Source organism: Escherichia sp. XD33 (genome assembly GCF_019375075.1).
GTDB lineage: Bacteria > Pseudomonadota > Gammaproteobacteria > Enterobacterales > Enterobacteriaceae > Enterobacter > Enterobacter flexneri_A.
Genome location: NZ_JAENDM010000020.1, coordinates 42683 through 68848 on the forward strand (window position 1 = coordinate 42683; position 26166 = coordinate 68848).

Below are 26166 nucleotides of genomic sequence, written 5' to 3' on the forward strand. Positions count from 1 at the left end.
TAGTAAGGGGAAATCCGTGAAACCTGCTGCTCGTCGCCGCGCTCGTGAGTGTGCCGTCCAGGCGCTCTACTCCTGGCAGTTGTCCCAGAACGACATCGCTGATGTTGAATACCAGTTCCTGGCTGAACAGGATGTAAAAGACGTTGACGTCCTGTACTTCCGTGAGCTGCTGGCCGGGGTGGCGACTAATACCGCATACCTCGACGGACTGATGAAGCCATACCTGTCCCGCCTGCTGGAAGAACTGGGACAGGTAGAAAAAGCAGTACTGCGCATTGCGCTGTACGAACTGTCTAAACGTAGCGATGTGCCATACAAAGTGGCCATTAACGAAGCGATCGAACTGGCGAAATCGTTCGGCGCAGAAGACAGCCATAAGTTCGTCAACGGCGTACTCGATAAAGCAGCACCTGTGATTCGCCCTAACAAAAAGTAATATCCAGGCCGGTAGATTCACGGAAGACCGTTCCATGATCGCCGGCCTTTTCTTTTTTACCTGCTGAGGCATAACGTATGGCATGTGGCGAGTTCTCCCTGATTGCCCGTTATTTTGACCGTGTAAGAAGTTCTCGTCTTGATGTCGAACTGGGCATCGGCGACGATTGCGCACTTCTCAATATCCCCGAGAAACAGACCCTGGCGATCAGCACTGATACGCTGGTGGCGGGCAACCACTTCCTCCCTGATATCGATCCTGCTGATCTGGCGTATAAAGCACTGGCGGTGAACCTAAGCGATCTGGCAGCGATGGGGGCCGATCCGGCCTGGCTGACGCTGGCATTAACCTTGCCGGACGTAGACGAAGCGTGGCTTGAGTCCTTCAGCGACAGTTTGTTTGATCTTCTCAATTATTACGATATGCAACTCATTGGCGGCGATACCACGCGTGGGCCATTATCAATGACGTTGGGTATCCACGGCTTTGTTCCGATGGGACGAGCCTTAACGCGCTCTGGGGCGAAACCGGGTGACTGGATCTATGTGACCGGTACACCGGGCGATAGCGCCGCCGGGCTGGCGATTTTGCAAAACCGTTTGCAGGTTGCCGATGCTAAAGATGCTGACTACTTGATCAAACGTCATCTCCGTCCATCGCCGCGTATTTTACAGGGGCAGGCACTGCGCGATCTGGCAAATTCAGCTATCGATCTCTCTGACGGTCTGATTTCCGATCTCGGGCATATCGTGAAAGCCAGCGACTGCGGCGCACGTATTGACCTGGCATTGCTGCCGTTTTCTGATGCGCTTTCTCGCCATGTTGAACCGGAACAGGCGCTGCGCTGGGCGCTCTCTGGCGGTGAAGATTACGAGTTGTGTTTCACTGTGCCGGAACTGAACCGTGGCGCGCTGGATGTGGCTCTCGGACACCTGGGCGTACCGTTTACCTGTATCGGGCAAATGACCGCCGATATCGAAGGGCTTTGTTTTATTCGTGACGGCGAACCTGTCACGTTTGACTGGAAAGGATATGACCATTTTGCCACGCCATAAAGATGTCGCGAAAAGTCGCCTGAAGATGAGTAATCCGTGGCATCTGCTTGCTGTCGGATTCGGAAGTGGATTAAGCCCGATCGTTCCTGGGACGATGGGCTCGCTGGCAGCGATTCCGTTCTGGTATCTGATGACCTTTTTGCCCTGGCAGCTCTACTCGCTGGTGGTGATGCTGGGGATCTGTATCGGCGTCTATCTTTGTCATCAGACCGCAAAAGATATGGGCGTGCACGATCACGGCAGCATTGTCTGGGACGAATTTATTGGTATGTGGATCACGCTCATGGCGCTGCCGACCAATGACTGGCAGTGGGTTGCCGCCGGGTTTGTGATTTTCCGTATTCTGGATATGTGGAAACCGTGGCCGATCCGCTGGTTTGATCGCAATGTGCATGGCGGCATGGGGATCATGATAGATGATATTGTCGCCGGGGTGATCTCCGCTGGCATCCTGTACTTTATTGGTCATCACTGGCCGCTGGGCATTCTGTCGTAGTTGTGCACCGATGCCTGATGTGACGCTTGTTGCGTCTCATCAGGCCTGGACTCTTATTTAAATCCTACTACCGGATGCGGTTTATACGGCGTTTCCAGTTCGGCAATCTGTTCCGGCTTCAAAGTGATATCCACCGCGTTCAATAGCTCATCAAGCTGTTCTTCCCGCGATGTACCGATAATCGGTGCGGCAATGCCCGGTTTACTCAACAACCAGGCCAGCGCAACTTGTGCTCGTGTTGCACCGAGTTCTTCACTGACGCCCGTTAACCGCTCTGCGATCTGCGCGTCATTTTCATCGCTTTCTTTATAGAGATTTTTCCCCACCTCATCAGACACCAGTCGTGCGGTAGTTTCTCCCCACGGACGCGTCAGTCGCCCCCGCGCCAGCGGGCTCCACGGAATCACCGCCACGCCCTCCTGATAACACAGTGGCAGCATCTCGCGCTCTTCTTCGCGATAAATCAGATTGTAGTGATCCTGCATACTGACAAACTGCGCCCAGCCATGCTGTTTTTGGAGTTCCAGTGCCTGAGCAAACTGCGAAGCGTGCATTGATGACGCGCCGATATAACGCGCTTTCCCGGCTTTTACCACGTCGTTCAGGGCTTCCAGCGTCTCTTCGATCGGCGTGTTGTAATCCCAGCGATGAATTTGCAGGATATCGACATAATCCATGCCGAGACGGCGCAGGCTGTCGTCGATAGAGCGCAATATTTGCGCACGGGATAATCCTTCCGGCAAATCACCAACGCGATGGAATACTTTGGTGGCAACGACCACGTCTTCACGACGGGCGAAATCCCGCAGTGCGCGACCGACGATCTCTTCGCTGCTGCCATCGGAATAGCTATTGGCGGTGTCAAAGAAATTTATGCCGCCTTCCAGCGCGCGTTTAATTATGGGACGGCTGCTTTCTTCCGGCAGTGTCCATGCGTGATTACCACGATCTGGCTCGCCAAAGGTCATACAGCCGAGGCAAAGTCGGGAAACGCGAAGGTCGGTTTTTCCTAAGGGGTTGTATTGCATGCTGCCACTCCTGCCATACTCGTCATACTTCAAGTTGCATGTGCTGCGGCTGCATTCGTTCACCCCAGTCACTTACTTATGTAAGCTCCTGGGGCTTCACTCGTTTGCCGCCTTCCTGCAACTCGAATTATTTAGAGTCTATGAATAATTTGTTAAGCATAGCAGGAGTGGAGTAGGGATTATGCCAGCCAGGCCTTGATTTTGGCTTCCATACCGGCGGCATCGAGGCCGAGTTCGGCGCGCATTTCTTCCTGAGTTCCTTGCGGAATAAAGAAGTCCGGCAGACCAATGTTCAGCACGGGTACTGGTTTACGATGGGCCATCAGCACTTCGTTCACTCCGCTACCTGCGCCGCCCATAATGGCGTTTTCTTCTACGGTGACCAGCGCTTCATGGCTGGCGGCCATTTCCAGAATTAACGCTTCATCAAGCGGTTTCACAAAACGCATATCGACCAGCGTGGCGTTCAGCGATTCAGCGACTTTCGCCGCGTCTGGCATCAGCGTACCAAAGTTAAGGATCGCCAGTTTCTCGCCACGACGCTTCACAATGCCTTTGCCAATTGGCAGTTTTTCCAGCGGCGTCAACTCCACGCCTACCGCGTTGCCACGCGGGTAGCGCACCGCTGACGGGCCATCGTTATAGTGATAGCCGGTATAGAGCATCTGGCGACATTCGTTTTCATCGCTCGGGGTCATAATGACCATTTCCGGTATGCAGCGCAGGTAAGAGAGATCAAAAGCACCCTGATGGGTTTGACCGTCAGCACCAACAATGCCCGCGCGGTCGATGGCGAACAGGACCGGGAGTTTTTGAATTGCCACGTCATGCAGCACCTGATCATAGGCGCGTTGCAGGAAGGTGGAGTAGATCGCGACAATGGGTTTGTATCCACCAATGGCCAGTCCCGCAGCAAAGGTCACTGCGTGTTGCTCGGCAATCGCTACATCAAAATAGCGATCCGGGAATTTACGAGAAAACTCGACCATACCGGAACCTTCACGCATCGCCGGAGTAATCGCCATCAGCTTGTTGTCTTTCGCTGCCGTTTCGCACAACCAGTCGCCAAAGATTTTTGAATAGCTCGGCAAACCGCCGCTACTTTTCGGCAAACAACCGCTGGAGGGATCAAATTTAGGCACGGCGTGGAAAGTGATTGGGTCTTTTTCTGCCGGTTCATAACCACGACCTTTTTTGGTCATGATATGCAGGAACTGCGGGCCTTTCAGGTCACGCATGTTCTTCAGCGTGGTGATAAGCCCCAGCACATCGTGACCGTCAACCGGGCCGATGTAGTTAAAGCCCAGCTCTTCAAACAACGTGCCAGGGACTACCATGCCTTTAATATGTTCTTCGGTACGTTTGAGTAGCTCTTTAATGGGTGGCACGCCAGAGAAAACTTTTTTCCCGCCTTCGCGCAGTGAAGAGTAAAGCTTACCGGAAAGCAGCTGCGCCAGATGGTTGTTGAGCGCGCCGACATTTTCGGAAATCGACATTTCGTTGTCGTTGAGGACCACCAGCATATCAGGACGGATATCGCCCGCGTGATTCATCGCTTCAAACGCCATGCCTGCGGTAATCGCGCCATCGCCGATTACACAGACGGTACGGCGATTTTTGCCTTCTTTCTCGGCAGCAACCGCAATACCAATTCCGGCACTGATGGAGGTTGATGAATGCCCGACGCTTAATACGTCATATTCGCTTTCGCCGCGCCACGGGAACGGGTGCAGACCGCCTTTCTGACGGATGGTGCCGATTTTGTCGCGGCGTCCGGTCAAAATTTTATGCGGATAAGCCTGATGCCCCACATCCCAAATCAATTGGTCAAACGGGGTGTTGTAGACATAGTGCAGCGCCACGGTCAGTTCGACCGTGCCCAGCCCGGAGGCGAAGTGCCCGCTGGAACGGCTCACGCTGTCGAGTAAATAGCGGCGCAGTTCGTCGCAGAGTTTCGGTAAACTCTCTTTCGGCAACAGTCGTAACTCCTGGGTGGAGTCGACCAGTGCCAGGGTCGGGTATTTGGCAATATCAAAACTCATCAGGGGCCTATTAATACTTATTGTTTATTTATTACGCTGGATGATGTAGTCCGCTAGCGCTTCCAGTGCCGAGGTATCGAGTGATTGTTCAGCCAGTTGTTTCAGCGACTGACGGGCATCGTCGATCAGATCCCGGGCTTTCTTCCGGGCTTGCTCAAGACCCAGAAGTGCAGGGTAGGTACTTTTACCAAGTTGCTGGTCGGCACCCTGGCGTTTTCCCAACGTTGCAGTATCTCCTACCACATCCAGGATGTCATCCTGAACCTGGAAGGCAAGGCCGATGCTCTCTGCGTACTTGTCGAGTACTGGCAGAGCACGACGCCCTTTATCTCCGGCGCTTAATGCGCCAAGGCGAACGGCGGCGCGAATCAATGCGCCGGTTTTATGACGATGAATACGCTCAAGCGCGTCCAGAGGTACGTGTTTGCCTTCCGCGTCTAAATCCAACGTCTGACCACCACACATTCCGGCAATACCACTGGCGCTCGCCAGTTCAGAAATCATCGAAATTCTGTCGCGGTCCGACACTTCCGGCATATCGGCATCGCTTAAAATCGAGAACGCCAGCGTTTGTAAAGCGTCGCCAGCGAGAATCGCGTTTGCTTCGCCAAACTTCACATGGCAGGTTGGCAAACCGCGACGCAGATCGTCATCATCCATTGCCGGTAAATCATCATGAATTAATGAGTAAGCGTGGATACACTCAACGGCGGCAGCGGGTGCGTCCAGCGTGTTTGTGCTAACGCCGAACATATGACCGGTGGCATAAACCAGGAAAGGTCGCAGGCGCTTACCACCTAATAATGCGCCATACTGCATGGTTTCGACCACGGGAGTGTTCTGAAAGGGCAGTGGGGCGATAAAACGGCTCAGCGCCTGGTTGGCCTGCTTAACGCAGGCTTCGAGTTGCTGCGGAAAGTCCATTACTCATTGTCCGGTGTAAAAGGGGTTAGAGAGGCGTCTTCATTGTCAGACAGCAGAATTTGTACGCGCTGTTCGGCTTGTTGTAATTTGGCCTGCCCCTGACGTGCCAGCTGCACGCCGCGTTCGAACTCGTTCAGCGCCTCTTCCAGCGGCAGGTCGCCACTTTCCAGACGGGTTACAATCTGTTCCAGCTCGCTCAGCGCCTTTTCAAAGCTGGCGGGAGCCTCATTTTTCTTCGGCATAATGAATGTCTGACTCTCAATATTTTTCGCCCCGTCATGGTAACGGACTCAGGGCAAATAGCAAATAACGCGCAATGGTAAGGTGATGTGCGCAGCAAAGCGATGTTAGTGGTATACTTCCGCGCCTGGATGCAGCCGCAGGTGTGGGCTGCTGTATTTTTCCCTATACAAGTCGCTTAAGGCTTGCCAACGAACCATTGCCGCCATGAAGTTTATCATTAAATTGTTCCCGGAAATCACCATCAAAAGCCAATCTGTGCGCTTGCGCTTTATAAAAATCCTTACCGGGAACATTCGTAACGTTTTAAAGCACTATGATGAGACGCTCGCTGTCGTCCGCCACTGGGATAACATCGAAGTTCGCGCAAAAGATGAAAACCAGCGTCTGGCTATTCGCGACGCCCTGACCCGTATTCCGGGTATCCACCATATTCTCGAAGTCGAAGACGTGCCGTTTACCGACATGCACGATATTTTTGAGAAAGCGTTGGTTCAGTATCGCGATCAGCTGGAAGGCAAAACCTTCTGCGTACGCGTGAAGCGCCGTGGCAAACATGATTTTAGCTCGATTGATGTGGAACGTTACGTCGGCGGCGGTTTAAATCAGCATATTGAGTCCGCGCGCGTGAAGCTGACCAATCCGGAAGTGACTGTCCATCTGGAAGTGGAAGACGATCGTCTCCTGCTGATTAAAGGCCGCTACGAAGGTATTGGCGGTTTCCCGATCGGCACCCAGGAAGATGTGCTGTCGCTCATTTCCGGTGGTTTCGACTCCGGTGTTTCCAGTTATATGTTGATGCGTCGCGGCTGCCGCGTGCATTACTGTTTCTTTAACCTTGGCGGCGCGGCGCATGAAATTGGCGTGCGTCAGGTGGCGCATTATCTGTGGAACCGTTTTGGCAGCTCCCACCGCGTGCGTTTTGTCGCTATTAATTTCGAACCGGTCGTCGGGGAAATTCTCGAGAAAATCGACGACGGTCAGATGGGCGTTATCCTCAAACGTATGATGGTGCGTGCCGCATCTAAAGTGGCTGAACGTTACGGCGTACAGGCGCTGGTCACCGGCGAAGCGCTCGGCCAGGTGTCCAGCCAGACGCTGACCAACCTGCGCCTGATTGATAACGTCTCCGACACGCTGATCCTGCGTCCGCTGATCTCTTACGACAAAGAGCACATCATCAACCTGGCCCGCCAGATTGGCACCGAAGACTTTGCTCGCACGATGCCGGAATATTGTGGTGTGATCTCCAAAAGCCCGACGGTGAAAGCAGTTAAATCGAAGATTGAAGCGGAAGAAGAGAAGTTCGACTTCAGCATTCTCGATAAAGTGGTTGAGGAAGCGAATAACGTTGATATCCGCGAAATCGCCCAGCAGACCGAGCAGGAAGTGGTGGAAGTGGAAACCGTCAATGGCTTCGGCCCGAACGACGTGATCCTCGATATCCGTTCTATCGATGAACAGGAAGATAAGCCACTGAAAGTCGAAGGGATTGATGTGGTTTCTCTGCCGTTCTATAAACTGAGCACCAAATTTGGCGATCTCGACCAGAACAAAACCTGGCTGCTGTGGTGTGAGCGCGGGGTGATGAGCCGTCTGCAGGCGCTCTATCTGCGCGAGCAGGGCTTTAACAATGTGAAGGTATATCGCCCGTAATTTGTGGTTTTTACGTCGCATCTGGTCAGATGCGACGTTTGCCGCATCCGACACTACTCGTAATAATTATAAATCCCTGCCGCCATCACCAGTTGTGATGCCACTTCATGGGCTTTTTCACGCCCAACCAACAGGTCGATAATTTTCAGACCAAAGTCGATAGCTGTACCCGGCCCCTGGCTGGTCAGCAATTTTACCCGTGCATCCCAGACGACGCGCTTGTCCAGCCATTGTTCGGCGGGAATTTTGTCTTTCAGCGTCGGGAAGCCGGTCATATTACCAATCGGGAAGATATCGTGCGGCACCAGCACGGTGGCTGGCGCGGCGCAAATAGCCGCGACGATACGCCCGGAACGGTGGAACTGTTTAACGGTTTCAACCAGCAGAGTGCTATCGCGAAAACACTCCGCGCCTTTAATGCCACCAGGCAGCACGATCACGTCATATTCGCCATCAGCCACTTCGACCAGCGGCGCATCCGCCAGCAGCTTCACGCCGCGCGAGCAGGTAATCGCCAGGTTACCATCGCTGGCGACGCTGGCAGTGGTGACTTTGATACCGCCGCGAACCAGCAGATCGATAGTGGTGACGGCTTCAGTCTCTTCACTACCAGGGGCGAGGCAAACCAGTGCCGATGCGCTCATATTCACTCTCCTTTCTTTTTACCATTTCAAACAGGCGGGTGTTTTCCGGTACGGCAATCCCATGCGCGCGGGCGCGGCGTAAGAGAAAACCATTGATATAGTCGATTTCGGTGTGGCGCAGCGCGCGGATATCCTGCAACATCGACGAGATATTTTCCGCTGTGGCATCAATCACCTGCATCACGTAATCACGCAAATCTTCCGCTGAAGTATGATGCCCTTCGCGCTCGATCACTGCCGCGACTTCTTCGCATATTTGCATAATTTCTTGCGGATGATGACGTAATTCACCGTTCGGGCAATTCCAGATGGCAGTCAGTGGATTAATCACACAGTTGACTGCCAGCTTGCGCCACAGCTCGGCGCGAATATTGTTATGCCAGGCAACGTCAGGCAACACGGTTTGCAAAATATCCGCCAGATAACTGTAATCGCCGTCCTGTTGCCGTGCTGGACCAATATGTGTGATACCGTTTGCCACATGAATAATGACATTGCCGTCGCGGCGGGCGGCATGGGTGGTGGTGCCCATCAGTAATGGCTGCTGAATATTTTGCAACTCTTCGATGGTGCCCATGCCGTTGTGAATTAACAGTATTGGCGTGGTTACAGGCAGTGTGGATGCGAGGCTTTTGACGGCATCGGAAACCTGCCATGCTTTCAGCGTCACCAGGAGCAGTTCGCTGGTGGCGAGAAAATCGGGATCGTTGGCGGTCAGCGATTCGTTAAATATCGAACCATCTGTCTCAACCAGATTCACGCTACAATAAGGTTGCGGTACGCGCAGCCAGCCCTGAACTTCATGACCCTGTTTGCAAAGTGCTGTAAGCCATAATTGCCCTAAGGCACCGCATCCCAATACGGTAATTTTCATTGTTCCTCCTCACCCGCAACCACTCCGGGTGTTCAATAAGGCTATCCCTTAATTGTGCATGCTGTTGCGACTATGCACAATTAAGGGATACGTCCTGGTGCAGGACTGTTGGTTATTTAACTTTGCGGGTATTATGCTTCGCATCAAAAATGAAGGGAGAGGAAAAGATGCCATCTTTCGATATTGTCTCTGAAGTTGATCTTCAGGAAGCACGTAACGCGGTCGATAACGCGAGCCGCGAAGTGGAGTCCCGTTTTGACTTCCGTAACGTTGAAGCCTCATTTGAGCTGAATGACGCCAGCAAAACCATCAAAGTGTTGAGCGAGTCCGATTTCCAGGTCAATCAGTTGCTGGATATTTTGCGTGCCAAGCTGCTGAAGCGCGGCATTGAAGGCAGTTCACTGGATGTACCGGAAAATATCGTTCATAGCGGTAAAACCTGGTTTGTGGAAGCGAAACTGAAACAGGGCATTGAGAGCGCCACTCAGAAAAAAATCGTTAAGATGATCAAAGACAGCAAACTGAAAGTGCAGGCGCAAATTCAGGGCGATGAGATCCGCGTGACTGGCAAATCTCGTGATGATTTGCAGGCTGTCATGGCGATGGTGCGCGGTGGCGATCTGGGTCAGCCGTTCCAGTTCAAAAACTTCCGCGATTAATCGCGACAACCTGCGCTTTGTTCATGTCAGATGCAGCATGAACGCCTGGTTCGGCCTACAAAGGTTTGTAAATCAGGAGCTTAGTAGGCCTAATAAGTGTAGCGCAGCAGGCAATTTCGCCTCGCTTTTATGCCTGGCGAATTGCCTGTTCAACATCAAAGCGATTCGTCACTTTGCTGTCGATTTTCACATAAGCTGAATGTTCTTCTTCTGCAATCAACACTTCTTTGATGCCTTCAGTTTCTAGCAAACGCACTTTTAACGCCTCGTTTGCGGCAATGTTCGCCGGGATTTCAATGCGCAAACTGCTGACATACGGCGGTTCTTTCATGGTACTGGCGACTGCCAGCCACACTGCGGCCAGCATTGCGCCAGCGAGAAATACGCCCTGACCGTCAAACATGCCGTCAATCCAGCCGCCCAGTGAACCGCCAATCGCCACGCCAAGAAACTGGCTGGTGGAGTAAACACCCATCGCCGTACCTTTGTAACCTGCTGGCGACTCTTTACTGATAAGTGAGGGCAGGAGGGCTTCCATCAAATTAAACGCCACAAAGAAAAGCTGCACGCCGACCACCAGTTGCCAGAACTGCGTTTGCGCGTTCCACAACACAATTTCCGCAACCACGATCAACCCGACGCAGAAGACAAAGACTTGCTTCATTTTGCGCTTAACTTCAGCGTAGATAATGAAAGGCACGACCGAGCCAAAGGCGATTAGCATTGTCGCCAGATAGACCTTCCAGTGTTCAGCCGCCGGGAACCCTGCATCAGCCAGTTGTCCGGGCAGGGCAACAAACGTCGACATCAGCAAAATATGCAGACACATAATGCCAAAGTTGAGTTTCAGCAGCCGCGGTTCCGCCAGCACTTTACTGAAACTGCCTTTCACCATTCCGGACTCACGATTAAGTACGTGAGTGCTACTGTTGGGCACAACCCAAATGGTCAACGCAATGCCGGTCGTTGCCAGAATAGCGATCATCCAGAACAGCGCGTGCAGCCCAAGTTTGTGAGTGATGATCGGGCCAAGCACCATCGCAATGGCAAAGGTAATGCCAAAGCTCACGCCGATAAACGCCATTGCTTTGGTGCGGTTTTGTTCGCGCGTGAGATCGGAAAGCAGCGCCATAACGGCAGCGGCAATCGCACCGGAGCCTTGTAGCGCCCGACCCAGAATAATTCCCCAGATGGAGTCAGAGAGCGCAGCGATAACGCTACCGGCGGCAAACACTGCCAGCCCACCGACAATTAATGGTTTGCGACCAATGCGGTCGGAAAGCAGGCCAAACGGAATCTGAAAAACGGCCTGAGTCAGACCATAAATACCAATGGCAATACCGATTAATGCTTCGCTGGCACCTTGCAGAGCCATGCCGTACGTGGTCAGAACCGGCAGAACCATGAACATGCCCAGCATGCGCAACGAGAATACAGTCCCTAAACCCCAGGTCGCGCGCCGCTCACCTGGCGTCATTTTATAATCGTTCATTACCACCTCTGTTTTAAATTCGCGACTAGTGTAAAGCGGCAAACGAATGGGGTAAACATGCGGATTTTTTAGTAAATATTTCGAGAGGGATATGTTTCTAATGCTAAGAAAAAAGGTGCCGTAGCACCTTTTTAATAGAGAGGTTGTGTTACCACACAGCAGCCAGCAGCGTATGCGAGTCCGGCACCATAAAATCAACGGACATCATCACCGAGAGAGCAGTGATGGCGATGATAGAGAAGCCGAACAGCTTGCGCGCCCAGATTCTGTCATCAGCAACTTTATAACCGCGCAGGGCCATACCTAACCACCAGACGCTCACCGCCGCGGCGACCACCAGATATTTATATCCAGCGTAACCGCCAAGAGAGAGCATCAGCGTGGCAACGGCAAAGGCGATGATATACAGCGTGATGTGATTCTTCGCCACTGAAATGCCTTTTACCACTGGCAATACCGGAATGTTTGCCGCCTGGTAATCCTTAAAGCGGAAAATGGCGATGGCATAGGAGTGAGGCATCTGCCACAGGCTGAAGATAGCCAGCAGGATCGCTGCGCCGCTATCGAACTCGCCGGTTACTGCACAGTAGCCAATCACCGGCGGCGCAGCGCCGGAGAGCGAACCAATCAATGTGCCGTAGACTGAGTGGCGTTTCATGTACAGGCTATAAACGCCGACATAAACCACAAAGCCCATCACCCCCAGCCAGCAGGCCAGCGGATTCGCGCCAAACCACAGCAGCATAAAGCCAGCAATACCCAGCAAGGTGGCGTACACCAGCGAGACAGCAGGAGAGATCAGGCCTTTAACCAGCACCCGATTCTTCGTCCTTTCCATCTTTCTGTCGATATCCCTGTCGATGTAGTTGTTAAACACACAACCCGACGCCACAACCAGTGACACCCCAACCAGCGTGTAGATAAACAGGGGATAATCAATGCTGCCCTTTGAGGCCAGCAGGAATCCCCCAATCACCGAGATCAGGTTGCCAAAGATGATGCCTGGTTTCGTTACTTGCAGGTATTGCTTAAACATCATAACCGCCGCTCTTAGTGCATCATCATGTTGTAGTTGAGGTTCCACATAATCCAGATGGAGCCTACAACCAGGATAGCGATGATTAGCACGGTGAAGACAAACGCCGTCATGTTCCAGCCTTCATCTGATTTGGTATTCATGTGCAGGAAGCACACCAGATGCACCAGAACCTGTACCACTGCCATTGCCAGGATTGTTCCCAGAATTACGGCCGGAGAGGCAGCCCCTGTCATCACCATCCAGAACGGAATCACCGTCAGAATGATCGACAGGATAAAGCCTGTCATGTAGGTTTTTACGCTGCCATGGGACGCGCCGCTGTGATCGGTAGAATGACTCATTACATCGCCCCCATCAGATAAACAACAGTGAACACACAGATCCAAACCACATCCAGGAAGTGCCAGAACAGGCTCAGGCACATGATGCGGGTACGGTTAGTGCTGGTCAGGCCGCGACGAGCGATTTGTACCATCAGCACCGCCATCCAGATAAGACCAGAAGTGACGTGCAGACCGTGCGTGCCGACCAGCGCAAAGAACGCTGACAGGAAGCCGCTGCGATCCGGACCCATGCCGTTAACAATCAGGTGATGGAATTCATAGATTTCCATCCCGATAAATCCGGCACCAAACAACCAGGTCAACGCCAGCCAGGAGATAACCTGGCTTTTGTTGTTTTTGTACATGGCGATAGCCGCCATGCCGTAGGTGATGGAGCTGAACAACAGCAAGAAAGTTTCAACCAGAACGAACGGCAGTTCGAAAATGTCCTTACCTGTCGGGCCGCCTGCGGTGCCGTTCACCAGAACGGCATAGGTAGCAAACAAGATAGAGAACAGAATGCAGTCGCTCATCAGGTAGATCCAAAATCCGAAGATTTTGGTTCCGCCTGCATCGTGGTGCCCGTGTTCGTGCGCGTGGGCAGTCGCGTGCGTCAAAGTATCAGTTGCCATTTTTCAGCCCTGCCTTAGTAATCTCATCGAAATGCTGGTTTTCCAGTTTTTCGATTTCTGCCACCGGCACGTAGTAATCCACGTCCTCGTCGAAGCTTTTCACGATCCAGGTGATGATGATGCCTGCGAAGCCAACAATCGCCAGCCACCAGATATGCCAGATCATGGCGAAACCGAAGATGGTGGAGAAAGCTGCAATGACGATACCTGCACCGCTGTTTTTCGGCATATGAATTTCTTCATAGTGGTCAGGCTTTTTATACGCTTCGCCTTTCTCTTTCATTTCCCAGAATGCATCACGTTCGTGAACGTGCGGCACTACGGCAAAGTTATAGAACGGAGGCGGGGAAGAGGTTGCCCACTCCAGCGTACGGCCACCCCACGGGTCGCCAGTCAGGTCACGGTTCTGGTCGCGGTCGCGAATAGAAACGTACATCTGAATAACGAGGCAGAGAATACCCAGCGCAATCAGTACTGCACCGCTGGCTGCAATCATCAGCATGGTGTGGAACTGCGGGTCAATCTGCTGGCTCAAACGACGGGTCATGCCCATGAAGCCCAGCGCATACAGTGGCATAAAGGCAACGAAGAAGCCGATGATCCAGAACCAGAACGCGCGTTTACCCCAGGTTTCGTTCAGTTTGAAACCGAACGCTTTAGGCCACCAGTAGGTCATCCCTGCGAAGCAACCGAAGACCACGCCGCCGATGATCACGTTATGGAAGTGCGCAATCAGGAACAGGCTGTTATGCAGAACGAAGTCCGCGCCCGGTACGGCCAGCAGCACGCCAGTCATCCCGCCCACCGAGAAGGTGACGATAAAACCGATGGTCCACAGCATCGCAGAATGGAACACGATGCGGCCCTGATACATGGTGAACAGCCAGTTGAAGATCTTCACCCCGGTCGGGATGGCGATAATCATTGTGGTGATACCAAAGAAGGCGTTTACGTTCGCGCCCGCACCCATCGTAAAGAAGTGGTGCAGCCAAACGATGAACGACAGCACGGTGATACAGACGGTTGCCCATACCAGCGAGGTATAACCAAACAGACGTTTACGCGAGAAGGTTGCCGCAATTTCGGAGAACACACCGAAAACAGGCAGGATCAGGATGTAAACTTCCGGGTGGCCCCAGGCCCAAATCAGGTTGATGTACATCATCATGTTGCCACCCATATCGTTGGTAAAGAAATGGGTGCCCAGATAGCGATCCAGGGTCAACAACGCGACGGTAACCGTCAGAATTGGGAAGGAAGCAATAATCAGTACGTTCGCGCACAGTGATGCCCAGGTAAATACTGGCATCTTGAACATGGTCATGCCCGGTGCGCGCATCTTCAGAATGGTAACGAAGAAGTTGATACCGGTAAGCGTCGTACCTATACCGGATAGCTGGAGACTCCATATCCAGTAATCGACACCGACTCCCGGACTGTACTCTATTCCCGATAGCGGTGGATAGGCCAGCCAGCCGGTCTGCGCAAATTCGCCCACGCCGAGAGAAACGTTAACCAGAATCACACCAACAACGGTAAACCAGAAGCTTAAGTTGTTGAGGAACGGGAACGCAACGTCACGCGCGCCGATCTGCAGCGGAACCACCAGGTTCATCAGACCGATAACGAAAGGCATCGCCACGAAGAAGATCATAATCACGCCGTGCGCGGTAAAGATCTGATCGTAGTGGTGAGGTGGCAGGAAGCCCGCTTCGCCCGCCGAGGCAAGAGCCTGCTGGCTACGCATCATAATGGCGTCAGCAAAACCACGCAGCAACATCACAATCGCCACGATGATATACATGATACCGAGGCGTTTATGGTCGACGGAGGTCAGCCACTCTTTCCACAGGTAGGTCCACTTACCGAAGTAAGTGATCAGGCCAACGAGCGCCAGACCTCCCAAAATAATGCCAGCGATCGTAACCATGACGATAGGTTCATGGAACGGGACTGCATCAAGTGATAATTTTCCGAACATCTTTATTCTTCCTCAACCCCTTTAATGGGCGGATTCCGCGTGGCTCATGTCCATGCCTTCCATACCTTCGTGTGCGCTGTGCTCACCTTCTGGCTGGGTCATGTCCATGCTCTTACCGTGAGCCATAAACTTGTTAATTACATCGGCAAACAAGTCTGGTTTCACGTTGGAGAAATATTCCACCTGGTTGTATTCGCTAGGCGCGGCCAGTTTTTCGAACGCAGCCATGTCAGACATGGTGTTCGGCGACTGCTTCGCTTTTGCGACCCACTGGTCGAATGCGGCGCGATCCGGTGTTGCAATAGCTTTGAACTTCATGCCTGAGAAGCCCGGGCCGCTGTAGCTGGCGGAGATACCGTCATAAGTGCCGGGTTCGTTGGCGATCAGATGCAGGCGAGTCTGCATACCGGCCATGGCATAAATCTGGCTACCCAGACGCGGAATGAAGAAGGAGTTCATCACGGAGTTGGAGGTCACTTTGAAGTACACCGGAGTGTTCGCCGGGAAAGCGATTTCATTCACGGTAGCAATGCCCTGTTCCGGGTAGATGAAGAACCATTTCCAGTCCATGGAAACCACTTCGATGGTAATGGGCTTCTCGTCGTGTGCCAGCGGCTTGCTAGGCTCAAGAGCGTGAGTGGTTTTCCAGGTCAGTACTGCAAGGAAGATGATGATTAAGATAGGTACCGTCCAGACCACAGCTTCCACTTTATTGGAGTGTGACCAGTTCGGGCTGTACTTAGCATCTTTATTGCTCGCACGGTACTTCCAGGCGAAACCAACAGCCATCAAGATTGCGGGAATAACGACAATCAACATCAGGCCAAATGCCGTCAGTATCAGTGAACGTTGCTCCAGACCAATCTGTCCTTTGGGATCTAACAGCGCAGAATTACAGCCACTGAGCAATACAGTGCCTGCAAATAATGACAACCATCCCAAACTTTTATTGTATTTCCTGAGTCTCATTTAACGACCTCAATTCCACGGGATCTGGTGGCGTTTAAAGTGTGTGGGCATTTTACGGGAAGGTTACATTACTGTAAACATGATTAAATTCCTGTTACTTGGATTTGGCTGCCAGGTCACATATGTTGCAAAACATATCAGGTTGATTTTAAGAAGCTGTTGCAAAAGGGCGTTATAACAAAAGGGGAGTGCTGAAGGAGTCTGGGCGGGCAATTGGTATAACCAATGTGAAATAAAACAATTATTTAACAAATAATTATCATTAGAGTGATAACTGGGTGATGAGAAAATAAAGACTCATTAGCTGAATCGTGTAAGAAAAATAGAATTTATAAATGGCGCCAATAATTTCCAAACGCTAAGCCGCACAAAAGAACAAATATTAATAAGCGATACTGATGTTTATTTAGCCGTAATAATTACGGCGAGTGATTACTACAGCTAAATAATATTTACAGATTACGTCAGATGCGTTTTTCGTAGCGCCAGATAATCCAGCAAACCACCAAGCACGACGCCAGAAAGGGCGACTAAAACCCCGACTTCCAGCAGAGCAGGCAGGAAAGAGAAGTGCGTCAAATCCAGCGCGTCCATCGTCAATAGCAGTAACCACACGGCCAACAGGCTGACGCCCGCCGCCAGTGTCCACATGGCAAAGGCATAACCTGCCGGATATGCGGTACGGGAGATAAAGTTGTCATTTACTCGTGTATATTCAAGCGTCTGGCGGCAAACCAGCAGCAAAATAAGCCCTGGTACGGCAGCGGCGACGGAGAATAGATAGAATGTCGACCAGCCGTGTGCTTCAACAAACCAACCCGCCACGGGGCCGACATAAACTCGCCCTACAGCAGAAAGCGCTGAGAGCAGGGCAAATTGAGTAGCGGAAAATGACTTATTACATAGCGTCATTAACAGCGCGACAAAGGCTGATGTGCCCATCCCGCCACAGAGGTTTTCGAAAAAGACGGCTGCGCCCATGCTGTAGAGATGCTTATCAGTAATCGACAGCAGCCAGTAACCGGCGTTAGACGCACCTTGTAAAATGCCGAAAATCAGCAGTGCCCGGAACAGTGACAGGCGCTGCATCAAAATCCCACCGTACAATGCGCCAACAATGGTCGCTAGTAAGCCAAGCGTTTTGTTAACCACGCCTACTTCACCCGCATCAAACCCGACGCCGCGAATCAAAAACGTGGTTGTCAGGCTCATGGCGAATGCGTCGCCCAGCTTATACAGCACGATAAGAAGCAAAATAAGCCAGGCATTATTGCGACCAAAGAAATCTCGCAGAGGTGCAACAACCGCTTGTTCCAGCGTTTTTGGCACAGGAATGGTGTCGGTCGGTTCTGGTGCAAGCAACGTCGCGATAATACAGGGGATCAACAGCGCCGCCATCAACCAGTACATGCCCTGCCAGCCCAGCCATTTATCTGCCAGCCACAGGGCTAGGCCGCCGGAAACCAGCATCCCTAAACGGTAACCCAGAACGCTGATTGCCGCGCCCGCACCACGTTCTTCTGCCGGGAGCACATCGGTTTTCCACGCATCGAAGACAATATCCTGGGAGGCAGAGCAAAAAGCGATCACCACCGCCAGCGCCGCCATCCAGCGGAGTTGGGTGCCTGGTTCGAGAAAACCCATCGCCGCAATGGCGACTAATAACAGGATTTGCGTGGCGAGCAGCCAACCGCGTCGCCGCCCAAAAAATGGAGGCGTGTAGCGGTCCATCAGCGGTGACCAGAGGAATTTAAAAACGTAAGCCTGGCCTACCAGAGAGAAGAAACCAATGGTTTTGAGATCAATATTCTCGACCGTCATCCAGGCCTGTAAGGTACCGGATGTCAGGGCGAGCGGTAGCCCGGAAGCAAAACCCAGGATCAGCAATATGGCTGAACGCGGCTGTTGAAAAATACGTAAATATTGACTGGACATGGGCGTCTACAGGCCCGGCTTGCACCGGGCCAGAGGGCAGAAATTAACGCGCGTTCTGCTTGATGAATTCGTGGATGCTGGTGTCCTGAGACATATCAGCGATGGTATCGGTCAGCACACTGTTAACCGCATCGGCGATATTTTTGTTGGAGGCCTGGAACGCACCTTCAACGTTGTAGCTGGCACGATAGTTTTTGGTCATTTTGTTGCCATTCTGCGCGGTAGCGATGATGGCGATATCCGCTTTGGTCGCGATGTTGTAGCGCACGTTGCCCTGGGACACGTCAGCATACAGTTGGCTAACGATGATTTGCAGATTAACCGGGCCATTCGGACCAACCATGTAACCACGCGCGGTCATCTGTTTTTCCAGCACTTCTTGCAGCAGGAAACGCAGATCGCGGGAGGCGGTCAGGGTAACGATTTGATTATCGCGGGTGACTTTTGCCAGCGCCTGATCGGTACGCTGATCGGCACCATTAATGCTTACGGTGACGCCCATCAGGCTTGGATCCTGCTGTGGCAGTGTAATCGTCGGGGAAACTTCAATAGTTGTTGGCGGTTTTGCGCATCCTGCAAGCATAAACAGAGCAACTAACGGGAAGAGGATTTTTTTGAACATGTTCGGGCTCTCAGAGACTCTTAAGCGTGTTTGGTAAAAATTCCCGCCATCATAACATTGCCAACGGCGAGGGGAAGTGGGTAAGGCATGTAAATTCATCATGTTGACGAAATAATCGCCCCTGGTAAAAGAAACACTGATGCGAGGCCTGTGTTTCAATCTTTAAATCAGTAAACTTCATACGCTTGACGGAAAAACCAGGACGAAACCTAAATATTTGTTGTTAAGCTGCAATGGAAACGGTAAAAGCGGCTAGTATTTAAAGGGATGGATGACATCTCAGCGTTGTCGGAGGAGATATTTCATGATGATACGTGAGCGGATAGAAGAAAAATTAAGGGCGGCGTTCCAACCCGTATTCCTCGAAGTAGTGGATGAAAGCTATCGTCACAATGTCCCAGCCGGCTCTGAAAGCCATTTTAAAGTTGTGCTGGTCAGCGATCGTTTTACGGGTGAACGTTTTCTGAATCGTCATCGAATGATTTACAGTACTTTAGCGGAGGAACTCTCTACTACCGTTCATGCGCTGGCTCTGCATACTTACACTATTAAGGAGTGGGAAGGGTTGCAGGACACCGTCTTTGCCTCTCCTCCCTGTCGTGGAGCAGGAAGCATCGCGTAAAAACGCATTTGCAACTGTCGGCGCTTTTCCAGTATGTTGCTAAAGATTTTATGAAAAACGGCCTGCGGGCCGTTTTGTTTTGTCTGGATTTTGCGCTTTTTGCCCAGCATTCAGACGAAAATTGCCCGGGAATTGTGAAAAAATACGCGACAGCGCGCAATAACCGTTCTCGACTCATAAAAGTGATGCCGCTATAATGCCGCGTCCTATTTGAATGCTTTCGGGATGATTCTGGTAACAGGGAATGTGATTGATTATAAGAACATCCCGGTTCCGCGAAGCCAACAACCTGTGCTTGCGGGGTAAGAGTTGACCGAGCACTGTGATTTTTTGAGGTAACAAGATGCAAGTTTCAGTTGAAACCACTCAAGGCCTTGGCCGCCGTGTAACGATTACTATCGCTGCTGACAGCATCGAGACCGCTGTTAAAAGCGAGCTGGTCAACGTTGCGAAAAAAGTACGTATTGACGGCTTCCGCAAAGGCAAAGTGCCAATGAATATCGTTGCTCAGCGTTATGGCGCGTCTGTACGCCAGGACGTTCTGGGTGACCTGATGAGCCGTAACTTCATTGACGCCATCATTAAAGAAAAAATCAATCCGGCTGGCGCACCGACTTATGTTCCGGGCGAATACAAGCTGGGTGAAGACTTCACTTACTCTGTAGAGTTTGAAGTTTATCCGGAAGTTGAACTGCAGGGTCTGGAAGCGATCGAAGTTGAAAAACCGATCGTTGAAGTGACCGACGCTGACGTTGACGGCATGCTGGATACTCTGCGTAAACAGCAGGCGACCTGGAAAGAAAAAGACGGCGCTGTTGAAGCAGAAGACCGCGTAACCATCGACTTCACCGGTTCTGTAGACGGCGAAGAGTTCGAAGGCGGTAAAGCGTCTGATTTCGTACTGGCGATGGGCCAGGGTCGTATGATCCCGGGCTTTGAAGACGGTATCAAAGGCCACAAAGCTGGCGAAGAGTTCACCATCGACGTGACCTTCCCGGAAGAATACCACGCAGAAAACCTGAAAGGTAAAGCAGCGAAATTCGCTATCAACCTGAAGAAAGTTGAAGAGCGTGAACTGCCGGAACTGACTGCAGAATTCATCAAACGTTTCGGCGTTGAAGATGGTTCCGTAGAAGGTCTGCGCGCTGAAGTGCGTAAAAACATGGAGCGCGAGCTGAAGAGCGCCATCCGTAACCGCGTTAAGTCTCAGGCGATCGAAGGTCTGGTAAAAGCTAACGACATCGACGTACCGGCTGCGCTGATCGACAGCGAAATCGACGTTCTGCGTCGCCAGGCTGCACAGCGTTTCGGTGGCAACGAAAAACAAGCTCTGGAACTGCCGCGCGAACTGTTCGAAGAACAGGCTAAACGCCGCGTAGTTGTTGGCCTGCTGCTGGGCGAAGTTATCCGCACCAACGAGCTGAAAGCTGACGAAGAGCGCGTGAAAGGCCTGATCGAAGAGATGGCTTCTGCGTACGAAGATCCGAAAGAAGTTATCGAGTTCTACAGCAAAAACAAAGAACTGATGGACAACATGCGCAATGTTGCTCTGGAAGAACAGGCTGTTGAAGCTGTACTGGCGAAAGCGAAAGTGACTGAAAAAGAAACCACTTTCAACGAGCTGATGAACCAGCAGGCGTAATTTACGCAGCATAACGCGCTAAATTCGCACAAAGGCCCGTCACCGCCAGGTGGTGGGCTTTTTTTTGTCATGAATTTTGCATGGAACCGTGCGAAAAGCCTCTTTCGGTGTTAGCGTAACAACAAAAGATTGTTATGCTTGAAATATGGTGATGCCGTACCCATAACACAGGGACTAGCTGATAATCCGTCCATAAGGTTACAATCGGTACAGCAGGTTTTTTCAATTTTATCCAGGAGACGGAAATGTCATACAGCGGCGAACGAGATAACTTTGCACCCCATATGGCGCTGGTGCCGATGGTCATTGAACAGACCTCACGCGGTGAGCGCTCTTTTGATATCTATTCTCGTCTACTTAAGGAACGCGTCATTTTTCTGACTGGCCAGGTTGAAGACCACATGGCTAACCTGATTGTGGCGCAGATGCTGTTCCTGGAAGCGGAAAACCCAGAAAAAGATATCTATCTGTACATTAACTCCCCAGGCGGGGTGATCACTGCCGGGATGTCTATCTATGACACCATGCAGTTTATCAAGCCTGATGTCAGCACCATCTGTATGGGCCAGGCGGCCTCGATGGGCGCTTTCTTGCTGACCGCAGGGGCAAAAGGTAAACGTTTTTGCCTGCCGAATTCGCGCGTGATGATTCACCAACCGTTGGGCGGCTACCAGGGCCAGGCGACCGATATCGAAATTCATGCCCGTGAAATTCTGAAAGTTAAAGGGCGCATGAATGAACTTATGGCGCTTCATACGGGTCAATCATTAGAACAGATTGAACGTGATACCGAGCGCGATCGCTTCCTTTCCGCCCCTGAAGCGGTGGAATACGGTCTGGTCGATTCGATTCTGACCCATCGTAATTGATGCCAGAGGCGCAACTGTGCCGCTATACTTATCCAGGGCGGCACAACGCTGTAAGCGGCTTGCGCCTGAGAATGGCATTTGCGTCGTCGTGTGCGGCACAAAGAACAAAGAAGAGGTTTTGACCCATGACAGATAAACGCAAAGATGGCTCAGGCAAATTGCTGTATTGCTCTTTTTGCGGCAAAAGCCAGCATGAAGTGCGCAAGCTGATTGCCGGTCCATCCGTGTATATCTGCGACGAATGTGTTGATTTATGTAACGACATCATTCGCGAAGAGATTAAAGAAGTTGCACCGCATCGTGAACGCAGTGCGCTACCGACGCCGCATGAAATTCGCAACCACCTGGACGATTACGTTATCGGCCAGGAACAGGCGAAAAAAGTGCTGGCGGTCGCGGTATACAACCATTACAAACGTCTGCGCAACGGCGATACCAGCAATGGCGTCGAGTTGGGCAAAAGTAACATTCTGCTGATCGGTCCGACCGGTTCCGGTAAAACGCTGCTGGCTGAAACGCTGGCGCGCCTGCTGGATGTTCCGTTCACCATGGCCGACGCGACTACACTGACCGAAGCCGGTTATGTGGGTGAAGACGTTGAAAACATCATTCAGAAGCTGTTGCAGAAATGCGACTACGATGTCCAGAAAGCACAGCGTGGTATTGTCTACATCGATGAAATCGACAAGATTTCTCGTAAGTCAGACAACCCGTCCATTACCCGAGACGTTTCCGGTGAAGGCGTACAGCAGGCACTGTTGAAACTGATCGAAGGTACGGTAGCTGCTGTTCCACCGCAAGGTGGGCGTAAACATCCGCAGCAGGAATTCTTGCAGGTTGATACCTCTAAGATCCTGTTTATTTGTGGCGGTGCGTTTGCCGGTCTGGATAAAGTGATTTCCCACCGTGTAGAAACCGGCTCCGGCATTGGTTTTGGCGCGACGGTAAAAGCGAAGTCCGACAAAGCAAGCGAAGGCGAGCTGCTGGCGCAGGTTGAACCGGAAGATCTGATCAAGTTTGGTCTTATCCCTGAGTTTATTGGTCGTCTGCCGGTTGTCGCAACGTTGAATGAACTGAGCGAAGAAGCTCTGATTCAGATCCTCAAAGAGCCGAAAAACGCCCTGACCAAGCAGTATCAGGCGCTGTTTAATCTGGAAGGCGTGGATCTGGAATTCCGTGACGAGGCACTGGATGCTATCGCTAAGAAAGCGATGGCGCGTAAAACCGGTGCCCGTGGCCTGCGTTCCATCGTAGAAGCCGCACTGCTCGATACCATGTACGATCTGCCGTCCATGGAAGACGTCGAAAAAGTGGTTATCGACGAGTCGGTAATTGATGGTCAAAGCAAACCGTTGCTGATTTATGGCAAGCCGGAAGCGCAACAGGCATCTGGTGAATAATTAACCATTCCCATACAATTAGTTAACCAAAAAGGGGGGATTTTATCTCCCCTTTAATTTTTCCTCTATTCTCGGCGTTGAATGTGGGGGAAACATCCCCATATACTGACGTACATGTTAATAGATGGCGTGAAGCACAGTCGTGTCATCTGATTACCTGGCGGAAATTAAACTAAGAGAGAGCTCTATGAATCCTGAGCGTTCTGAACGCATTGAAATCCCCGTATTGCCGCTGCGCGATGTGGTGGTTTATCCGCACATGGTCATCCCCTTATTTGTCGGGCGGGAAAAATCTATCCGTTGTCTGGAAGCGGCGATGGACCATGATAAAAAAATTATGCTGGTCGCGCAGAAAGAAGCTTCAACGGATGAGCCGGGTGTAAACGATCTTTTCACCGTCGGGACCGTGGCCTCTATATTGCAGATGCTGAAACTGCCTGACGGCACCGTCAAAGTGCTGGTCGAGGGGTTACAGCGCGCGCGTATTTCTGCGCTCTCTGACAATGGCGAACACTTTTCTGCGAAGGCGGAGTATCTGGAGTCGCCGACCATTGATGAGCGGGAACAGGAAGTGCTGGTGCGTACTGCAATCAGCCAGTTCGAAGGCTACATCAAGCTGAACAAAAAAATCCCACCAGAAGTGCTGACGTCGCTGAATAGCATCGACGATCCGGCGCGTCTGGCGGATACCATTGCTGCACATATGCCGCTGAAACTGGCTGACAAACAGTCTGTTCTGGAGATGTCCGACGTTAACGAACGTCTGGAATATCTGATGGCAATGATGGAATCGGAAATCGATCTGCTGCAGGTTGAGAAACGCATTCGCAACCGCGTTAAAAAGCAGATGGAGAAATCCCAGCGTGAGTACTATCTGAACGAGCAAATGAAAGCTATTCAGAAAGAACTCGGTGAAATGGACGACGCGCCGGACGAAAACGAAGCCCTGAAGCGCAAAATCGACGCGGCGAAGATGCCGAAAGAGGCAAAAGAGAAAGCGGAAGCAGAGTTGCAGAAGCTGAAAATGATGTCTCCGATGTCGGCAGAAGCGACCGTAGTGCGTGGTTATATCGACTGGATGGTACAGGTGCCGTGGAATGCGCGTAGCAAGGTCAAAAAAGACCTGCGTCAGGCGCAGGAAATCCTTGATACCGACCATTATGGTCTGGAGCGCGTGAAAGATCGAATCCTTGAGTATCTTGCGGTTCAAAGCCGTGTCAACAAAATCAAGGGACCGATCCTCTGCCTGGTAGGGCCGCCGGGGGTAGGTAAAACCTCTCTTGGTCAGTCCATTGCCAAAGCCACCGGGCGTAAATATGTCCGTATGGCGCTGGGCGGCGTGCGTGATGAAGCGGAAATCCGTGGTCACCGCCGTACTTACATCGGTTCTATGCCGGGTAAACTGATCCAGAAAATGGCGAAAGTGGGCGTGAAAAACCCGCTGTTCCTGCTCGATGAGATCGACAAAATGTCTTCTGACATGCGTGGCGATCCGGCCTCTGCACTGCTTGAAGTGCTGGATCCAGAGCAGAACGTAGCGTTCAGCGACCACTACCTGGAAGTGGATTACGATCTCAGCGACGTGATGTTTGTCGCGACGTCGAACTCCATGAACATTCCGGCACCGCTGCTGGATCGTATGGAAGTGATTCGCCTCTCCGGTTATACCGAAGATGAAAAACTGAACATCGCCAAACGTCACCTGCTGCCGAAGCAGATTGAACGTAATGCACTGAAAAAAGGTGAGCTGACCGTCGACGATAGCGCCATTATCGGCATTATTCGTTACTACACCCGTGAGGCGGGCGTGCGTGGTCTGGAGCGTGAAATCTCCAAACTGTGTCGCAAAGCGGTTAAGCAGTTACTGCTCGATAAGTCATTAAAACATATCGAAATTAACGGCGATAACCTGCATGACTATCTCGGTGTTCAGCGTTTCGACTATGGTCGCGCGGATAACGAAAACCGTGTCGGTCAGGTAACCGGTCTGGCGTGGACGGAAGTGGGCGGTGACTTGCTGACCATTGAAACCGCATGTGTTCCGGGTAAAGGCAAACTGACCTATACCGGTTCGCTCGGCGAAGTGATGCAGGAGTCCATTCAGGCGGCGTTAACGGTGGTTCGTGCGCGTGCGGAAAAACTGGGGATCAACCCTGATTTTTACGAAAAACGTGACATCCACGTCCACGTACCGGAAGGTGCGACGCCGAAAGATGGTCCGAGTGCCGGTATTGCTATGTGCACCGCGCTGGTTTCTTGCCTGACCGGTAACCCGGTTCGTGCCGATGTGGCAATGACCGGTGAGATCACTCTGCGTGGTCAGGTACTGCCGATCGGTGGTTTGAAAGAAAAACTCCTGGCAGCGCATCGCGGCGGGATTAAAACAGTGCTAATTCCGTTCGAAAATAAACGCGATCTGGAAGAGATTCCTGACAACGTAATTGCCGATCTGGACATTCATCCTGTGAAGCGCATTGAGGAAGTTCTGACTCTGGCGCTGCAAAATGAACCGTCTGGTATGCAGGTTGTGACTGCAAAATAGTGACCTCGCGCAAAATGCACTAATAAAAACAGGGCTGGCAGGCT

General features: G+C 51.8%; 24 protein-coding genes. 10 read left to right on the forward strand and 14 right to left on the reverse strand.

The window, feature by feature from the left end; all coding sequences use genetic code 11:
- Positions 1–16: 16 nt before the first annotated feature.
- From nusB to pgpA, 3 genes are all read left to right on the forward strand, one after another.
- A complete protein-coding gene (nusB, locus tag K0778_RS13550; RefSeq protein WP_000801125.1) occupies positions 17–436 on the forward strand; it encodes a transcription antitermination factor NusB in 420 nt (139 codons plus the stop codon).
- 77 nt (positions 437–513) lie between these two features.
- Positions 514–1491 carry a thiamine-phosphate kinase gene (gene thiL, locus K0778_RS13555; protein WP_000742107.1) on the forward strand — a complete coding sequence of 326 codons (978 nt, stop codon included), beginning with the start codon at positions 514–516 and terminating at the stop codon, positions 1489–1491.
- Positions 1469–1987: a phosphatidylglycerophosphatase A gene (pgpA, locus tag K0778_RS13560; RefSeq protein ID WP_000154044.1), complete on the forward strand. Its 519-nt coding sequence runs from the start codon at positions 1469–1471 to the stop codon at positions 1985–1987. The genes thiL and pgpA overlap by 23 nt, the downstream gene beginning before the upstream one ends.
- Before the next feature lie 53 nt (positions 1988–2040).
- Here pgpA and yajO read toward each other — a convergent pair whose 3' ends face one another.
- From yajO to xseB, 4 genes are all read right to left on the reverse strand, one after another.
- The gene (yajO, locus tag K0778_RS13565; RefSeq protein ID WP_001199800.1) at positions 2041–3015 is read right to left on the reverse strand and encodes a 1-deoxyxylulose-5-phosphate synthase YajO; all 975 of its coding nucleotides are present in this window, start codon (positions 3013–3015) and stop codon (positions 2041–2043) included.
- 179 nt (positions 3016–3194) lie between these two features.
- Positions 3195–5057, reverse strand: a complete 1863-nt coding sequence (dxs, locus tag K0778_RS13570) for a 1-deoxy-D-xylulose-5-phosphate synthase (protein WP_000006806.1) — start codon at positions 5055–5057, stop codon at positions 3195–3197.
- A 24-nt stretch (positions 5058–5081) separates the two neighbouring features.
- Positions 5082–5981: a (2E,6E)-farnesyl diphosphate synthase gene (ispA, locus tag K0778_RS13575; protein WP_063084643.1), complete on the reverse strand. Its 900-nt coding sequence runs from the start codon at positions 5979–5981 to the stop codon at positions 5082–5084.
- A complete protein-coding gene (gene xseB / locus K0778_RS13580; RefSeq protein WP_001124935.1) occupies positions 5981–6223 on the reverse strand; it encodes an exodeoxyribonuclease VII small subunit in 243 nt (80 codons plus the stop codon). Before xseB ends, ispA begins: the two co-directional genes overlap by 1 nt.
- Positions 6224–6428: 205 nt before the next feature.
- Between xseB and thiI the strand changes: the two genes are divergently transcribed.
- A complete protein-coding gene (gene thiI / locus K0778_RS13585) occupies positions 6429–7877 on the forward strand; it encodes a tRNA uracil 4-sulfurtransferase ThiI (RefSeq protein WP_000668682.1) in 1449 nt (482 codons plus the stop codon).
- A gap of 53 nt (positions 7878–7930) precedes the next feature.
- On the opposite strand, the gene yajL is transcribed toward thiI, so the two are convergent.
- Both yajL and panE read right to left on the reverse strand, forming a co-directional pair.
- The gene (gene yajL, locus K0778_RS13590; protein ID WP_001276305.1) at positions 7931–8521 is read right to left on the reverse strand and encodes a protein deglycase YajL; all 591 of its coding nucleotides are present in this window, start codon (positions 8519–8521) and stop codon (positions 7931–7933) included.
- Positions 8484–9395, reverse strand: a complete 912-nt coding sequence (gene panE / locus K0778_RS13595) for a 2-dehydropantoate 2-reductase (protein WP_063084642.1) — start codon at positions 9393–9395, stop codon at positions 8484–8486. The genes yajL and panE overlap by 38 nt, the downstream gene beginning before the upstream one ends.
- A gap of 167 nt (positions 9396–9562) precedes the next feature.
- Between panE and yajQ the strand changes: the two genes are divergently transcribed.
- The gene (gene yajQ, locus K0778_RS13600) at positions 9563–10054 is read left to right on the forward strand and encodes a nucleotide binding protein YajQ (protein ID WP_001138904.1); all 492 of its coding nucleotides are present in this window, start codon (positions 9563–9565) and stop codon (positions 10052–10054) included.
- Positions 10055–10181: 127 nt separating this feature from the next.
- Here yajQ and K0778_RS13605 read toward each other — a convergent pair whose 3' ends face one another.
- The 8 genes from K0778_RS13605 to K0778_RS13640 form a co-directional block, all read right to left on the reverse strand.
- On the reverse strand, positions 10182–11546 hold the full coding sequence (locus tag K0778_RS13605; protein ID WP_001000956.1) for an MFS transporter: 1365 nt from the start codon (positions 11544–11546) through the stop codon (positions 10182–10184).
- 148 nt (positions 11547–11694) lie between these two features.
- Entirely contained in the window at positions 11695–12585 is an 891-nt protein-coding gene (cyoE, locus tag K0778_RS13610) for a heme o synthase (protein WP_000971336.1), read from the reverse strand.
- Positions 12586–12596: 11 nt separating this feature from the next.
- Positions 12597–12926: a cytochrome o ubiquinol oxidase subunit IV gene (locus K0778_RS13615; protein WP_000019869.1), complete on the reverse strand. Its 330-nt coding sequence runs from the start codon at positions 12924–12926 to the stop codon at positions 12597–12599.
- Entirely contained in the window at positions 12926–13540 is a 615-nt protein-coding gene (locus K0778_RS13620) for a cytochrome o ubiquinol oxidase subunit III (RefSeq protein ID WP_000179819.1), read from the reverse strand. The genes K0778_RS13615 and K0778_RS13620 overlap by 1 nt, the downstream gene beginning before the upstream one ends.
- Positions 13530–15521, reverse strand: coding sequence for a cytochrome o ubiquinol oxidase subunit I (cyoB, locus tag K0778_RS13625; RefSeq protein WP_063084641.1), 1992 nt, complete (start codon positions 15519–15521; stop codon positions 13530–13532). Before cyoB ends, K0778_RS13620 begins: the two co-directional genes overlap by 11 nt.
- Positions 15522–15542: 21 nt before the next feature.
- On the reverse strand, positions 15543–16490 hold the full coding sequence (cyoA, locus tag K0778_RS13630) for a cytochrome o ubiquinol oxidase subunit II (RefSeq protein ID WP_001239436.1): 948 nt from the start codon (positions 16488–16490) through the stop codon (positions 15543–15545).
- 459 nt (positions 16491–16949) lie between these two features.
- Positions 16950–18425 carry a muropeptide MFS transporter AmpG gene (ampG, locus tag K0778_RS13635; RefSeq protein WP_000098429.1) on the reverse strand — a complete coding sequence of 492 codons (1476 nt, stop codon included), beginning with the start codon at positions 18423–18425 and terminating at the stop codon, positions 16950–16952.
- A 43-nt stretch (positions 18426–18468) separates the two neighbouring features.
- The gene (locus K0778_RS13640) at positions 18469–19047 is read right to left on the reverse strand and encodes a lipoprotein (RefSeq protein WP_001295326.1); all 579 of its coding nucleotides are present in this window, start codon (positions 19045–19047) and stop codon (positions 18469–18471) included.
- 304 nt (positions 19048–19351) lie between these two features.
- On the opposite strand from K0778_RS13640, the gene bolA reads away from it, so the two are divergent.
- The 5 genes from bolA (at position 19352) to lon (ending at position 26122) form a co-directional block, all read left to right on the forward strand.
- Positions 19352–19669, forward strand: a complete 318-nt coding sequence (gene bolA / locus K0778_RS13645) for a transcriptional regulator BolA (protein WP_000973448.1) — start codon at positions 19352–19354, stop codon at positions 19667–19669.
- A gap of 343 nt (positions 19670–20012) precedes the next feature.
- The gene (gene tig, locus K0778_RS13650) at positions 20013–21311 is read left to right on the forward strand and encodes a trigger factor (protein WP_001198386.1); all 1299 of its coding nucleotides are present in this window, start codon (positions 20013–20015) and stop codon (positions 21309–21311) included.
- A 245-nt stretch (positions 21312–21556) separates the two neighbouring features.
- Positions 21557–22180 carry an ATP-dependent Clp endopeptidase proteolytic subunit ClpP gene (gene clpP, locus K0778_RS13655; RefSeq protein WP_000122253.1) on the forward strand — a complete coding sequence of 208 codons (624 nt, stop codon included), beginning with the start codon at positions 21557–21559 and terminating at the stop codon, positions 22178–22180.
- 125 nt (positions 22181–22305) lie between these two features.
- Complete coding sequence (gene clpX, locus K0778_RS13660; protein ID WP_000130305.1) at positions 22306–23580, forward strand: ATP-dependent protease ATP-binding subunit ClpX; 1275 nt, start codon at positions 22306–22308, stop codon at positions 23578–23580.
- Between the two features lie 187 nt (positions 23581–23767).
- A complete protein-coding gene (gene lon / locus K0778_RS13665) occupies positions 23768–26122 on the forward strand; it encodes an endopeptidase La (protein WP_001295325.1) in 2355 nt (784 codons plus the stop codon).
- The last annotated feature ends 44 nt before the right edge of the window (positions 26123–26166 follow it).

Coding starts and splice junctions, on each gene's coding strand:
- thiL (WP_000742107.1), top strand. CDS start 514: ATGGCATGTGGCGAGTTCTCCCTGATTGCCCGTTATTTTGACCGTGTA.
- pgpA (WP_000154044.1), top strand. CDS start 1,469: ATGACCATTTTGCCACGCCATAAAGATGTCGCGAAAAGTCGCCTGAAG.
- yajO (WP_001199800.1), bottom strand. CDS start 3,015: ATGCAATACAACCCCTTAGGAAAAACCGACCTTCGCGTTTCCCGACTT.
- dxs (WP_000006806.1), bottom strand. CDS start 5,057: ATGAGTTTTGATATTGCCAAATACCCGACCCTGGCACTGGTCGACTCC.
- ispA (WP_063084643.1), bottom strand. CDS start 5,981: ATGGACTTTCCGCAGCAACTCGAAGCCTGCGTTAAGCAGGCCAACCAG.
- xseB (WP_001124935.1), bottom strand. CDS start 6,223: ATGCCGAAGAAAAATGAGGCTCCCGCCAGCTTTGAAAAGGCGCTGAGC.
- thiI (WP_000668682.1), top strand. CDS start 6,429: ATGAAGTTTATCATTAAATTGTTCCCGGAAATCACCATCAAAAGCCAA.
- yajL (WP_001276305.1), bottom strand. CDS start 8,521: ATGAGCGCATCGGCACTGGTTTGCCTCGCCCCTGGTAGTGAAGAGACT.
- panE (WP_063084642.1), bottom strand. CDS start 9,395: ATGAAAATTACCGTATTGGGATGCGGTGCCTTAGGGCAATTATGGCTT.
- yajQ (WP_001138904.1), top strand. CDS start 9,563: ATGCCATCTTTCGATATTGTCTCTGAAGTTGATCTTCAGGAAGCACGT.
- K0778_RS13605 (WP_001000956.1), bottom strand. CDS start 11,546: ATGAACGATTATAAAATGACGCCAGGTGAGCGGCGCGCGACCTGGGGT.
- cyoE (WP_000971336.1), bottom strand. CDS start 12,585: ATGATGTTTAAGCAATACCTGCAAGTAACGAAACCAGGCATCATCTTT.
- K0778_RS13615 (WP_000019869.1), bottom strand. CDS start 12,926: ATGAGTCATTCTACCGATCACAGCGGCGCGTCCCATGGCAGCGTAAAA.
- K0778_RS13620 (WP_000179819.1), bottom strand. CDS start 13,540: ATGGCAACTGATACTTTGACGCACGCGACTGCCCACGCGCACGAACAC.
- cyoB (WP_063084641.1), bottom strand. CDS start 15,521: ATGTTCGGAAAATTATCACTTGATGCAGTCCCGTTCCATGAACCTATC.
- cyoA (WP_001239436.1), bottom strand. CDS start 16,490: ATGAGACTCAGGAAATACAATAAAAGTTTGGGATGGTTGTCATTATTT.
- ampG (WP_000098429.1), bottom strand. CDS start 18,425: ATGTCCAGTCAATATTTACGTATTTTTCAACAGCCGCGTTCAGCCATA.
- K0778_RS13640 (WP_001295326.1), bottom strand. CDS start 19,047: ATGTTCAAAAAAATCCTCTTCCCGTTAGTTGCTCTGTTTATGCTTGCA.
- bolA (WP_000973448.1), top strand. CDS start 19,352: ATGATGATACGTGAGCGGATAGAAGAAAAATTAAGGGCGGCGTTCCAA.
- tig (WP_001198386.1), top strand. CDS start 20,013: ATGCAAGTTTCAGTTGAAACCACTCAAGGCCTTGGCCGCCGTGTAACG.
- clpP (WP_000122253.1), top strand. CDS start 21,557: ATGTCATACAGCGGCGAACGAGATAACTTTGCACCCCATATGGCGCTG.
- clpX (WP_000130305.1), top strand. CDS start 22,306: ATGACAGATAAACGCAAAGATGGCTCAGGCAAATTGCTGTATTGCTCT.
- lon (WP_001295325.1), top strand. CDS start 23,768: ATGAATCCTGAGCGTTCTGAACGCATTGAAATCCCCGTATTGCCGCTG.